The 12609-nt window shown below is 36.4% G+C and carries 12 protein-coding genes and 3 pseudogenes; 4 read left to right on the forward strand and 11 right to left on the reverse strand.

Going from position 1 to position 12609, the window contains the following annotated elements; all coding sequences use genetic code 11:
- Positions 1-71 precede the first annotated feature (71 nt).
- On the forward strand, positions 72-1763 hold the full coding sequence (gene argS / locus QM810_RS05075) for an arginine--tRNA ligase (protein ID WP_414254061.1): 1692 nt from the start codon (positions 72-74) through the stop codon (positions 1761-1763).
- Positions 1764-1948: 185 nt separating this feature from the next.
- Complete coding sequence (locus QM810_RS05080; RefSeq protein WP_178894531.1) at positions 1949-2197, forward strand: MarR family transcriptional regulator; 249 nt, start codon at positions 1949-1951, stop codon at positions 2195-2197.
- A 32-nt stretch (positions 2198-2229) separates the two neighbouring features.
- Here QM810_RS05080 and QM810_RS05085 read toward each other — a convergent pair whose 3' ends face one another.
- The 6 genes from QM810_RS05085 to QM810_RS05110 form a co-directional block, all read right to left on the reverse strand.
- On the reverse strand, positions 2230-2475 hold the full coding sequence (locus QM810_RS05085) for a hypothetical protein (protein WP_414254062.1): 246 nt from the start codon (positions 2473-2475) through the stop codon (positions 2230-2232).
- Between the two features lie 33 nt (positions 2476-2508).
- Positions 2509-2976, reverse strand: coding sequence for a class Ib ribonucleoside-diphosphate reductase assembly flavoprotein NrdI (gene nrdI, locus QM810_RS05090; RefSeq protein ID WP_006154931.1), 468 nt, complete (start codon positions 2974-2976; stop codon positions 2509-2511).
- A gap of 75 nt (positions 2977-3051) precedes the next feature.
- Positions 3052-3582: an ABC transporter permease gene (locus QM810_RS05095; protein ID WP_414254063.1), complete on the reverse strand. Its 531-nt coding sequence runs from the start codon at positions 3580-3582 to the stop codon at positions 3052-3054.
- Positions 3583-3644: 62 nt separating this feature from the next.
- Positions 3645-4931 (reverse strand): response regulator, encoded by a 1287-nt coding sequence (locus tag QM810_RS05100; RefSeq protein ID WP_414254064.1) that lies wholly within the window; start codon positions 4929-4931, stop codon positions 3645-3647.
- 2 nt (positions 4932-4933) lie between these two features.
- Positions 4934-6607, reverse strand: coding sequence for a sensor histidine kinase (locus tag QM810_RS05105; RefSeq protein WP_414254205.1), 1674 nt, complete (start codon positions 6605-6607; stop codon positions 4934-4936).
- A complete protein-coding gene (locus QM810_RS05110) occupies positions 6585-7199 on the reverse strand; it encodes a YesL family protein (protein ID WP_414254065.1) in 615 nt (204 codons plus the stop codon). The genes QM810_RS05105 and QM810_RS05110 overlap by 23 nt, the downstream gene beginning before the upstream one ends.
- A 449-nt stretch (positions 7200-7648) precedes the next feature.
- Between QM810_RS05110 and QM810_RS05115 the strand changes: the two genes are divergently transcribed.
- Positions 7649-7798 carry a hypothetical protein gene (locus tag QM810_RS05115; protein WP_414254066.1) on the forward strand — a complete coding sequence of 50 codons (150 nt, stop codon included), beginning with the start codon at positions 7649-7651 and terminating at the stop codon, positions 7796-7798.
- A 302-nt stretch (positions 7799-8100) separates the two neighbouring features.
- On the opposite strand, the pseudogene cadX reads toward QM810_RS05115, so the two are convergent.
- Both cadX and QM810_RS05125 read right to left on the reverse strand, forming a co-directional pair.
- Positions 8101-8438, reverse strand: a pseudogene (gene cadX, locus QM810_RS05120) (Cd(II)/Zn(II)-sensing metalloregulatory transcriptional regulator CadX).
- An 11-nt stretch (positions 8439-8449) separates the two neighbouring features.
- Positions 8450-9074, reverse strand: a pseudogene (locus QM810_RS05125) (CadD family cadmium resistance transporter).
- Between the two features lie 28 nt (positions 9075-9102).
- On the opposite strand from QM810_RS05125, the pseudogene QM810_RS05130 reads away from it, so the two are divergent.
- Positions 9103-9288 (forward strand): annotated as a pseudogene (locus QM810_RS05130) (FanG protein).
- 203 nt (positions 9289-9491) lie between these two features.
- Here the strand turns inward: QM810_RS05130 and QM810_RS05135 are convergent.
- The 3 genes from QM810_RS05135 to QM810_RS05145 form a co-directional block, all read right to left on the reverse strand.
- Positions 9492-10757 (reverse strand): tyrosine-type recombinase/integrase, encoded by a 1266-nt coding sequence (locus QM810_RS05135; RefSeq protein WP_414254067.1) that lies wholly within the window; start codon positions 10755-10757, stop codon positions 9492-9494.
- A 90-nt stretch (positions 10758-10847) separates the two neighbouring features.
- Positions 10848-11117 carry a MerR family transcriptional regulator gene (locus tag QM810_RS05140; RefSeq protein WP_414254068.1) on the reverse strand — a complete coding sequence of 90 codons (270 nt, stop codon included), beginning with the start codon at positions 11115-11117 and terminating at the stop codon, positions 10848-10850.
- A gap of 78 nt (positions 11118-11195) precedes the next feature.
- Entirely contained in the window at positions 11196-12446 is a 1251-nt protein-coding gene (locus QM810_RS05145) for a replication initiation factor domain-containing protein (protein ID WP_414254069.1), read from the reverse strand.
- Between the last annotated feature and the right edge of the window lie 163 nt (positions 12447-12609).

The raw sequence follows: 12609 nt of genomic DNA on the forward strand, positions 1-12609 counted from the left end.
AAATTCTCTTCTTTCCAAAAAAATGTAGTAAATTGTGTTAAAATAGTAGAAAAGCCCTAAAGGAGCCTTAAATGAATACAAAAGAATTGATTGCTAGCGAGTTGGCTAGCGTCATTGATAGCCTGGACCAAGAGGCTATTTTAAATTTACTAGAAACACCTAAAAACTCAGATATGGGAGATATCGCCTTCCCTGCCTTCTCATTGGCAAAGGTTGAACGTAAAGCTCCTCAAATGATTGCTGCTGGCATCGCTGAAAAGATCAATAGCCAAGCTTTTGAAAAGGTTGTAGCAACAGGTCCTTACGTCAACTTCTTCCTTGATAAGGCTGCCATTTCTGGTCAAGTACTGCAAAACGTTATCACTGAAAAAGAGCACTACGCTGACCAAGAGATTGGCAATCAAGAAAATGTCGTTATTGACATGTCTAGCCCTAATATCGCTAAACCATTTTCAATCGGTCACCTTCGTTCAACAGTTATCGGAGACAGCTTGTCACATATCTTCCAAAAAATCGGCTATAAAACTGTCAAGGTCAACCATTTGGGAGACTGGGGTAAACAGTTTGGGATGTTGATTGTTGCCTACAAGAAATGGGGTAACGAGGACGCTGTCAAAGCTCATCCAATCGATGAACTCCTTAAGCTCTATGTCCGCATCAATGCTGAAGCTGAGAATGACCCAAGTTTGGATGAAGAAGCACGCGAATGGTTCCGCAAGCTTGAAAACGGCGATGAGGAAGCTCTCGCTCTTTGGCAATGGTTCCGCGATGAAAGCTTGGTAGAATTTAATCGTCTCTACAATGAGCTACAAGTTGAATTCGACAGCTATAACGGAGAAGCTTTCTACAATGATAAAATGGATGCAGTTGTAGACATCCTTTCTGAAAAAGGACTATTAGTCGAATCAGAAGGTGCCCAAGTTGTGATTCTTGAAAAATATGGAATTGAACACCCAGCTCTTATCAAGAAATCTGACGGCGCAACTCTATACATCACACGTGACTTGGCTGCGGCCCTCTACCGTAAAAACGAATACCAATTTGCCAAATCTATCTATGTCGTTGGTCAAGAACAATCTGCTCACTTCAAACAACTCAAGGCTGTCTTGCAAGAAATGGGTTACGATTGGAGCCAAGACATTGTCCATGTTCCGTTTGGGTTGGTAACAAAAGAAGGAAAGAAACTTTCTACTCGTAAAGGGAATGTTATCTTGCTAGAGCCAACTGTCGCAGAAGCCATCAGCCGTGCAAAAGCTCAGATCGAAGCCAAAAATCCTGAACTTGAAAATAAAGACCAAGTCGCTCATGCTGTTGGGGTTGGAGCTATTAAATTTTATGACCTTAAAACTGACCGTACAAATGGATACGACTTCGACCTTGAAGCTATGGTATCCTTCGAAGGGGAGACTGGCCCTTATGTTCAATATGCCTACGCTCGTATCCAATCAATCTTGCGTAAAGCTGATTTCAAACCTCAAGCAGGTGCCAACTATAGCTTGAACGATGCTGAAAGCTGGGAAATCATCAAGCTCATCCAAGACTTCCCACGTATCATTAAACGTGCAGCTGATAACTATGAACCTTCTATCATCGCTAAATTTGCAATCAGCTTATCTCAAGCCTTTAACAAATACTATGCCCACACTCGTATCTTAGATGACAGCCCAGAACGTGACAGCCGCCTAGCTCTCAGCTATGCAACAGCAGTTGTCCTTAAAGAAGCCCTTCGTCTGTTGGGTGTAGAGGCGCCAGAGAAGATGTGATTCAGTACAAGAGACTGGAACTAAAGTTCCGAGTCTCTTGACGGCAATCGCTATAGGGTTATTTACTTAAACGCTTCACTAATTAATAACAAGTAGCGAGGCGCTTTACAGTATCATCACTCAAAAAGTGAAAAACTTTGCTTTTATCTTACCACCTACTTCTTTATCACTTAGGGAGAATTTTTATGAGCCAGTATGCTTATATTCTAGTTGTTATCAGTCTTCTTTTTCTCTTTCTTGTCAACAAATATGAAAAAGAGAAACTTCAAAGACTGCTTCAGAACCAACTATTGAAAGATCAAGCTTTTCGTGCAACTATCAAAGAGAAAATCCAAACGATAGAAAACATCAATGATGTCATTGACTACATTAACAAAGGTTACCGTTTAGGAATTCCCATTTCAAAAGAAATCGTTGACGAAATTCGCAAATAAGAAAAACTCGAGATACCATTTCTCGAGTCTTTTTATTTATTTCTGACAGCTAAGATTTCTACCAGGATAACAATCCCTAAGGATACCATGGTTCCAAATGGTGCCGCATCTTCATCAAAAATTTTATCAGAAAACATCATCAGACTAATTGCCAAGAGCAACAAAGCACTGCATAGCATAATATCCTTGAAGCTTGGTTTGCGTTTTATATACTTTAAAAATGATCTCTGTAGTTTACTCATTTCGATTGTCCCCTTTGAAGTAAATCCTTTATCCATAGAATAAAACTCTTCCTCAGAAAATCTAGCCTCTTATAAAGCTTCTAATTCATACAAGTCTGCAATAATCCCTGCAACCTTTTTGATATCTCCTAGCATGCCGCGCATCTCAAAGTCAGCCAGGACTGGAAAACCAAAGCGTTGACTGTATTGTTTTGCAGTTAGACAGTATTGGTTGTTGAAGTTACGATTCCCAGATCCTACGACACCAAAACACTTGCTAGCATTGTCACCATAAGCAATAAAGTCACCTACTGGAGTGGTCAAGATTTCCACATCTCCATTGTCAACGCCATTGCCACCTTCTAGGTAAGTCGGTAGAAAAGCCACATATGGATTGGTCATCTCAAAGAAATCTTCTCCTTCCTTGACCAAGTCTTTAATATGAATTTTTTCCACATCAATATTCGCATACTGCTCCAACAAATAAGCTTTCAAACGTGTCACAAAACTCTCCGTGTTCCCGCTCAGACTGATATAAACTAAGGAAATTTTTTTCATCTTTTCCTCCCTCTTTCTCGAATCCAAAAAAATAACTACCAAGATTGTATCTTGATAGTTATCCTTTGTCAACTCTTAGGCGAGTTCTTCCTCTTGAGATTCTGTTAGTTCTTTTTGCTGACGCCATATTTTATAAAAGACGATTCCCAAAAAGATAACATTGATGACGATGAATATGATAGTGGTTACTTTTGACATGACTTCCATTCCTAAACGAAGGGTGTCATCTTTAATCAATTGCATAGCATCTTGTAGATTCATATTGTCATGGACTAGTCCAACAATGGCTAGCAAGGCATATCCAACATAAGTGTAGTTTGCCAACTGCAAGTTCTTACGAATTAAGAAAACAAAGGCTACTACAACTAAGATAACAGATAGAATAATTAGTATCGTGTTAAAAATAGAGTGAGATGACTCAGACACTTGGTGGGCATAGTTAACAGCATCTTCTATTTGTTGAGCACTAAGTGTCCCAACATTTTCTTGGCTAGCACGAAGGGCGTCCTTACTAGGTACTGGAGTGAGTATTCCAACTACTGCCAAAAATGAACTAATCGCTGATAACACCAATAAAACCCATAGATAGATTGGTTTCTTTTTCATAAAAGTAACCTCCTCATATTTTTTAAACTTATTATAGCATATTTTAAAATGGATAACAAAAGTTAGAGGGTGACCTCAATCTGCTTGCGGTAGGCCTTTGGAGACTTTCCACATAGTTTTCGAAAGACCTTGTAGAAATACCCTACATTACTATAACCAACCGTATAGCAAATATCCTCAATACTATCGTTTGTAGACAGCAAGAGTTGCTGAGCTGCTTTAATCCGTTGCTTATTTAGGAGTTCTGCAAAAGTTGAATTGGTTTCCTTCTTGATTAACTGACCTAAGTAAACAGGGTTGATAAAGAGCTCCTTACTGATATCCTTGAGAGACAGCTCTTTTTTATAGTCTCTACCAATGACTTCGAGTACACTGACGACATTTTCATTCATGCGGTATTGACCAAAGAAGGACGTCAAGGTTTCTTTTGTATAAGCCACTAAGTCCTCAAAGTTAGTAATAGCATGAATTCTCTTGACAATATCTGTCATATCATCTGCTTTCAAATGTTCAAAGAGATGGAAGACATCCATAACAAACTGAGTAAAGAGTTGCTTGGTGATGGATACCCTAGGTGTGTTTTCTAGCACAATCTTCTCGAGTAGGTTTAACTCATCGATAATCTGCTGAAGATTTCCCTGGATAATCACCCGATAGATGGGTTCATAATATGAGAAGAGACTTTCAGACTGATCGAGGTTTACAGTTCCATAGAAAAGTGCTTTTTCTACATTAAATTTCCATTTCTCAAAGTTGGCCTGATAAGGTGCCCCAAAAGGCAGAACGAGTAAACCGTCGAATTTCTGGTCCGCAATCACAATTTGCCAGTCCTGACCTAAAACGTAGTAAGGAATAACAAAATCCCCTTGTTTTTCTTTTGAAAGACCAATCCACCAGTTTTCTTTTTGAGAAAGATGCGCATTAAATGCTTCTTCATCTAATTTTTGACTTAACATTTCTGGTTCATGCACTTTCTCACGAAGTTGACCAAGGATTTTCTCAAGTAAATGCTCCAGTTCAACCTTATCAACTGGTTTGACAAGGTAGTCTACAACATTGAGGTTCATGGCTTTCTTGACATAATCAAATTCTTGATAGCCTGAGAGAAGGATATAATATGCATCTGGCAACAATTCCTTCATCTCCCCAATCATTTCAAGACCTGTCTTGTCAGGCATGTTGACATCAGAAATGACGACATCTACAGGATGCTCTCGAACATAGTCCAATGCCTCGTCGGCATGGTTGGCTGTTGCGACAACTTCCATATCCCATTTTTCAAAAGGAATCAAACGCTTAAGTCCTTCTGTAATCATGTACTCATCATCAACTAATAGTACTTTATACATGTTTATCCTTTCTCTTCGTCCTGAATGGTGATTCTATATTGAACACCCTTTTGTTCAGCAGATTCTACGCTAATGTTATAGCGGTCTCCAAAGTAGAGTACAAAGCGTTCGTGGATATTCACAATCCCAATCGACTGTCGTTTCCCACTATAATCTGCTGTATGTTCAAAGGTTCTTTGAGACAGTTTAGCTTGGATTTCTGCTAGTTTTTCAGCAGACATTCCACGGCCATTATCAGTTACCAAGATTTCGACATAGCCATCTTGTTTCAAAGCCTTGATACTGATAACATTATCTGTTCTTTTGTGATCAACTCCATGGGCAAAATAATTTTCCACTAAAGGTTGGAGGGTGAACTTTGGAATACGCATTTCTTCCAATTCAGGATCAATTTTAAATCCATAGGCAATGGATTTTGGATAGCGAACCATACAGAGATAACTGTACTTCCGACAAAACTCCACTTCTTGTTTGAGTGTCGTTTCTCGCTCGTCAGAGATATTATTGCGCAGGAGACTACTGAACTCATAGATGATATCTGCTAATTCATTTTGGTTCTCCATAACTGCATACATCCGCAAAAATTCCAAAGTATTATACATGAAATGCGGATTAATCTGAGCTTGTAGCGCTCGCATGTTGGCATCTTTTTGATTGAGTTCCAGCTGATAAATATCGTGAATGTTACTTTCCAGTCGATCCAACATATCATTTGTCGACTCAGCAATTAGAAGCAACTCCTGATCCTTTTTGTCGGTATTGATCCTCTTGGTCTGCTCTCCCTTAGTAATGGCTTGAATGGAATCCACCAAGTCCACAACCTGACTTTGATAGTCAGAAAAGGTCCTTCTTAAGGTCATATATAAAATGATGATAAAGAGGGCGCTCAAACCTAAAATAAGTGCCGAACTTGCTAAGGTCCCACTCCAAACATAATCATTTGGTACAGCTACTCGAACTTGATAACCATGGGCTGTTGTTCCTACTAACCAAGATTCATTAGTCCCTTTTGTCCCTATATAGAACATATCTGTTTCATATGGTGCAATGACAGTTACTGCTACAGGAATTGTTCCCCTAGTATTGTCAATCGCCTTATAGAGGAATTCTGGTTCTACGGAAATATAAATGACCCCTATAGCTTGGTCCGAGATGGGATCAGACACTGGAACAGCGAAACTATTAGCATCCGGTTTAAAGCTATCAGCTGGAATCTTCTGTCCACCTCGGTTTCCTCTTTTGGAAACAAATACATCTGTTGAATCCTGTAGAACAATCGAAACACCTGTCACAAAATCGTTTCGCACGTATATATCATCAATATTTTCATAAATGGAAACAGAAATATAAGGCGACGCCTTGCGTTCTAACTGCCAATAAAAATAATCCGGCGTGCTGAGACTAAAATATTTGTAAATCCCTTCGATGCGGGCTTGATTCTCGACCAATTCCTGAGCTAGGCGGGTTGATTCTCGATAATAGTATTCAACCTCATCAACTGTTCGAGCGAGAACACGCTGGCCAACACGATTGGCTTCCCTTTCACGCATATCCCAGTCTGCATAAGAAATCAAGAGAGCAAAGCAGGAAATGATGATAATCATTACCAGACTATAAATTCTTAGGAGTGAGTGGAGGCGAAACTGTTTGGTCTTATTTGGTTGCCAATTTTTCATGAATACTTTCATAAACAGGCTCCAATAAATCACTAATAAAGAAATGCCACATCCCAATACCTACAAAAGCGATGAGGGCCGGCATATAGAAACCAATAATGGCTAACAAGACGCTACCAAATAGAACCTTGGCCACTGCTGATAAACTCATAAAAATTCCGATAAAGGCAAGCTTTAGGGTGTTTTTATAGGATAATTCAAAGTAAACCTGCAACTTTAAAGATACCGTATAGGCCAAAAATACCAAGGCTACTAAAAAGATATTTAGAAAGGTTGCTGCCAAGTGGATGATGGTCTGGTTGGGCAATTGAATCATCAGATACAAACCGTAAATCAAGATTAAGTCAATTCCCATAAAGGTATAAAAGCTGAGATTGCTTTTGACAAAATTACTCTTAAACAAAGCCCAGGCTTCCTTAAAACGATAAGTACGATAAGAATAACTGTGTTCTGCATATAAACTCATGAGAGTTGCACTAGCGGGCGCTATACCAAAGACCACTCCTCCTGCTAGTGTCAATAACCAAAAATAAGCTGTCGCAATCATCCCCAAAAAGAAACGATGAAAGACTAGCTCAATGAAATTTCCCACGGTTTGCCTCCTATAAATTAATCTAGTTTTATTATAACATATTTCAAGCGCTCTCAAAAATAGGCGCAGTAAAAAATAAATACATTTATTGGTTTAATAATGATGTTTGTACTATAATAAAGATAGATAGAGATACCGATTAATAATCAAAGAACAAAGACTTTACCAGGGCAGATGGATATGTTTGAAAATTAGATAATTACTATTCAACTTATTTACTGGATTAACAACTAACGAAAGGAGTATGGACCATGACTATTTTTATTTTAAAAACTACTTTGTTTTGGGTTGCGCTTGTATTGAGTCTTTTCTCTGATAAATTGTTCAAACAACAATATGTAAAAATCGTAAAAATAATTTGCACTATAATCATGTTAGTCGTTTCATTATCATATCTGTTCTAAGTTATTTTAGGAGCTGGATTAACAATAATGAAAGGAGTATGGAACATGACTACTCAAACTTTAAGCACTGCGTTGATGTGTGTTGCGCTTGTATTGATTCTTTTCTCTGATAAATTGTTCAAGCAACATGAAAAAATCGGAAAAATAATTTGCACTATAATAGCATTAATTGCGGCATTGTCATTTCTGTTCTAAGTTATTTTAAGAATACAGGAATTTGTTTGTCCTGTATTCTTTTTTTCTGCCAAAATGTACATTGATCAAATAAATGACAAGTTGATAAAATTGATATGTAATTTCAAAACAAGATAAAAACGCTCTAGACAATATGACTAGAGCGTTTTTCTTATGTATTGATTCGTATTGAATGCTTACTTCACTTCTGTAAAAAGATTAAATAATTCCTATTTTAGCTGTTAGAAACGTTGGTACATCAATGTTTTTAGAATGCTACATAATAAAAGGTAGAGTGAATGGTAGAGTAGTAAAAATAGTTGTTATCCTAGTTGATTAAAAAATCTCTGATTTCCTCATCTTTTATAAAATAATATATAATTTTCCCCTCTCTTCTAGTATCCAAGATGTTTTGATTGGCTAGTTTACGAAGATGGTGGGAGGCAGATGCCATACTGAGATTTAGTAAACAGGCTATATCACAGACACAGAGTTCTTCAACAGCAAGAAGATAAAAGATGATATTTATCTGTTTATTATCGGTAAACTTTGATAAAATACGAAGTGATTTTTGGACTTTTTCCTTTTCAAGGTAGTTCGTTGCGGTTGTAACATTTTGTTGATTTATAATATTCACTTGGCATATACTATCTTTTTTCATAATTTTTTCTCCTAGCCGAACACAGTCCTTAGCATGTCAAAGCTGTTGTTTTCAATCAGGATATACATCCCCAATCCTAAATAAACAACGGCAATAAACCATCTGCTATATTTTTCCAAAGCTTCTCCAACAGAAGGGACTTGTGCCAATTTTTGGGCAGAAAAAACCAGGAGATAAATCATGACTAGAAAAGTAAGTAAAGCCACTATCAAATTCGCTAAATTTAAGGTAATAAAATATGGGACAAAAACACCAATATTGTCAGCACCACAACTTGCAAAAGTAATCATAGCGACTAGAAAAATCAGGTTTTTATCATCTTTGCGCAAACCATCTTTTGCAATAGCTTCTCCATCAGAATCTCCTAAAAGCAAAACTTTGAGTCCTAGGAAAATTGGAATCAAACCGAGCAAACCTAAAATCTCTTTACTAGGAATATAATTTAAGACAAATGCAAAAAGTAAACTTATCAATATTAGACTAAATTAGACTAACAGAGCCTAGAAATTGTCCTAAATAGATGTTAATGATGTCTTTTCTGCTTTTTCTTTTGGCAAAAAATAACATTAGGATAATAAGTAAGTCTACGGCTGTCCCAGAATACAGGATTATTGAAGTAACAACATTTTGAACCATAAAACACCTCATTCAAATATATTTTTGAATGTATTTTAACATTAAACTTTGTAGATGTCAACTTCAGCTCCATCAAAATATAGATAAAAAGGTAGTGTAGCAAACATTAAAAAGTCCTTCCATCGAAATGATAGCAGGGCTTAACTTCAATATCCAGATGATATATTTATCTAAAAAAGGTAGAGAAAAAGGTAGAGTTTGGACTGAAATATAGTGAAATGTATTGAAATTGAAAAAAGAAAAAACGCTTGAAATCAGCGTTTTTCTTATGTATTGATTCGTATTGAATGCTTACTTCACTTCTGTAAGGAATACTTAAAATCTATTTTAGTTGTGATAAACCCTATTAAATCAATGTTTATAAGCTATTGATTTGGATAAAACTGTCAGAGGTTGCCAAAAAGGTTGCCATGAATTTTATGAGGTTAGCTCTGCAATTTTATTTAGATAAATATCTACCGCTTGTGTTTGATTTTTAGGGGCAAGCTCGGCATATATGTCCATAGTAGTTTTGATAGACTTATGTCCCATACGAACCTGTAACTCTTTCCAGTTCATACCTGCATTTAACATCATAGAAGCGTGTGTGTGGCGGAATAAGTGAAAACCATAGTCAGGTAGACCAACTTCTTGTAATCGTCTTTTGAGTGTCGCACGTTCATTCCTATCGCACATATAATTTCCGTAAATAGTTGGGAAAATCAACTTACTTTTTGAAAGACCGTTCTTCTTGAAATAAAGATTCATTTCATCATAGAAGTTTTGAAGTTGCTCAATAATTTGGTACGGAACAGCTATTTTTCTATTGCCCGAATCAGATTTAGGAGTATTTTTACAAACAACCTTTCCTTTTAATCCTAACTTAGGTTTCGCATTTTTCCAAACAAGAGTTTTAGTGACTAATATTTCAGAACTTTCAAAATCAAGGTCATAGATAGTCAAAGCTAATAGCTCATTGATTCTCATTCCTGAAGCAAGTAGACTGTCGCAGATAACTTTAAATCGCCGATTAGCCCTAGTATTAGGTAAAGTATCGACGAAATTTAGCCAGATAGTTAAATCTTCATCATGAAGAACCATAATGCGTTTTTGATTGCTTTTTGGTTTTGGAGGAATCTTGATAGATTGAACAGGATTATATTTGAGTTCAAAATGTGTTATTCCAAAATCAAAAATCTCTCTTAATTTGTGAGCGATTGCTCCGAAATCTTTTGCGCTTCCTTTTTTAGCTCGTTTATTACCGGCATCGACAGATTCTTTAGATTTTTGGGCAAGCTCGTTAATCCAATTTTGTATATCGGAAGAAGTGATTTTATCTGGTTGATAGTGTCCGAATTTGGGTAATATATAGGTATCAAGATAATTTCTCACTCGATTGAGAGTATTATCTGAACTAACCCAAGTTTCGTAGTTTGAAAACCAAAGTTCAGCTAATTCTAATAATGTAGAGATACTAAAAGATTCTTGTCTTGTTGAACCGCTTTCTTCAAAATCAAGTTTAGCTTGTGTAATTTTGCGATCTAAGGACCTCAGGGTTTTCGCTGTTATTGTTGTTTTTACAGGTTTTCCTGTTTTTGTATCTAAACCTAGATAAATACTCTTTGCTGAATAACTAATCTCGCCATTGTCCTTTACTTTCTTGAGGACGGTTTTCCCTTTATGGATAATTTTTTCTATATTCATTGCTGCTCTCTTCAATCAATCGAAGAATTGAAAAAAGCTAAAATAGATAGTATCTCACTTTCTTTTTTGATACTCCTATTTTAGCATATTTCACTTCCAGTTGTGACTTAAAAACTCTAAAACGGTATCAATATGATAGTAAACGGTTCTAGTACCCTCAATAGGTGGTTCTAAACGTTTAAGACCTCTATTTTCCCATGACCTCAATGTATTTGGAGATATACTCAGTAAATCTAATAACTCTTTTTGAGTATAAATAATGCCAGTTCTATTTTTTTCACTATTTAAATGTTTTAGTAGGTCAATCACGGTAAGAAGCATGAGTTCGATTTGCTTTAAATCAAAATTATTGCTAGACATACTATTCTCTCTTTCTTTGGTAAATATAATTGAAATATGAGATAATAGCAGTAGGGGTAAGCTACTGCTTATCTCTTGCTAATCCGCAACATCACTTTTAGGCTTCTTGGCGGAATCTTTAGGAGTGATGTTGTTTTTTTGGTAAAAGATTTGAAAGGCATCTTCCAGAAAATCTTTAAAATTTAGTTTTGACAGTTCACCACTGAATTTGTTTAACCATATCCCAACATCTGGATTTGGGATATAGTTGAATTCGTATTCTTGAACTAACCTGATGATGAAGTGATTACGGGCTTGCGTACCCCAAATTTCCTCAATTTTCTTTAGAAGTGGATAAAATCCGCTACCTTTTAACAAATAAGAAATGGTTGCTAATAAATCATTATTTCGAGAGTTTAAGGATTCAAGCTCTGGGAAGATACCAAAACCTTTAAGTAAATCACTAGTGAATGGCAACAGTTGACCAGTCTCTGCATCATGGAAACAATATTTATCAATCATTTTGTTGACAATGAGCTTGCTCAAATCTTGAGAACTATCAATAGCAAGCAACAAGGTTAGAATTTGATTGCTATAAGTACCTTTGTAGGAAGCCTCCATGCGTACCCAAGAATTGCAATACTTAGTTAAGTGCATATAGCGACCTTGATTGTCTAATTGTTCCTGATACTTGTTATAGATACGCAAAAGAGCACTTACATTCTTTTTCCTGCTACCAATATACATAGTTTGAGCTTGACCATTCACTTCTTGAGCGCTAATCTTAGAAACATTTTTACGTCCTTTATGATTGGTGATAATATATTTTTTGATTTTTAACCCTTGGTAAAGGTCATTGACAGCCATTGGATAATTAAAGTAATCAACAGCAAGGTCAATACGAGAAAGGCGCAAATCATAATAGTCAGCGTACAGCAGTTGTGCTATATTGTGAACGTCTATTGCTTCACTATAATAGTCTTGATAGGAAGCTTTATAGTGAGACAAAGCCGATGCAGAAAATTTCAGGATAATTCCCATCGTGAAATTAGTCTGATGCCAAGCAATCGCAAAATAATAGGGGAGATTCTGAAAGGTAAAGCCATCAGTATAGCCTGCTGGTGAGGTTTTCAGTGGAACATAATCTCCAAATAGAAGTGGGAGGGATAGATTTTCTGCTACTGTTTCAGACAGCGATAAAGCAATTCGATGCCAATTATCAGGATATTCTCCTACAGTATCTTCTGTCGGTTGGATGACAAATGTAGCTTCATCGACACTGGTCATAATGACTGGGTTATGGTCGTTATCTTTTTGAAGATACTTTTCAATTTCATTTTTACAAATCATTTTATTTTCTTTCTATCCGCCTAAAGAGTGAAAGTTAACTGGGCGAAAAATATTGATTTAGTTAACTATTTATTGTAATGTACCGAAATTCCTACGCTTTTATTCTCTCACAGTTTCAGGGAGTAATCACCCTAAATAAAAAGTTATAGAATAACGTTGATAT

It is taken from the genome of Streptococcus infantis (genome assembly GCF_047464155.1).
GTDB classification, from domain to species: Bacteria; Bacillota; Bacilli; order Lactobacillales; family Streptococcaceae; genus Streptococcus; species Streptococcus infantis_U.

Excerpts from the sequence above, each read along its gene's own strand:
- argS (WP_414254061.1), top strand. The coding sequence starts at position 72 with ATGAATACAAAAGAATTGATTGCTAGCGAGTTGGCTAGCGTCATTGAT.
- QM810_RS05080 (WP_178894531.1), top strand. The coding sequence starts at position 1,949 with ATGAGCCAGTATGCTTATATTCTAGTTGTTATCAGTCTTCTTTTTCTC.
- QM810_RS05085 (WP_414254062.1), bottom strand. The coding sequence starts at position 2,475 with ATGGATAAAGGATTTACTTCAAAGGGGACAATCGAAATGAGTAAACTA.
- nrdI (WP_006154931.1), bottom strand. The coding sequence starts at position 2,976 with ATGAAAAAAATTTCCTTAGTTTATATCAGTCTGAGCGGGAACACGGAG.
- QM810_RS05095 (WP_414254063.1), bottom strand. The coding sequence starts at position 3,582 with ATGAAAAAGAAACCAATCTATCTATGGGTTTTATTGGTGTTATCAGCG.
- QM810_RS05100 (WP_414254064.1), bottom strand. The coding sequence starts at position 4,931 with ATGTATAAAGTACTATTAGTTGATGATGAGTACATGATTACAGAAGGA.
- QM810_RS05105 (WP_414254205.1), bottom strand. The coding sequence starts at position 6,607 with ATGAAAAATTGGCAACCAAATAAGACCAAACAGTTTCGCCTCCACTCA.
- QM810_RS05115 (WP_414254066.1), top strand. The coding sequence starts at position 7,649 with ATGACTACTCAAACTTTAAGCACTGCGTTGATGTGTGTTGCGCTTGTA.
- QM810_RS05135 (WP_414254067.1), bottom strand. The coding sequence starts at position 10,757 with ATGAATATAGAAAAAATTATCCATAAAGGGAAAACCGTCCTCAAGAAA.
- QM810_RS05140 (WP_414254068.1), bottom strand. The coding sequence starts at position 11,117 with ATGTCTAGCAATAATTTTGATTTAAAGCAAATCGAACTCATGCTTCTT.
- QM810_RS05145 (WP_414254069.1), bottom strand. The coding sequence starts at position 12,446 with ATGATTTGTAAAAATGAAATTGAAAAGTATCTTCAAAAAGATAACGAC.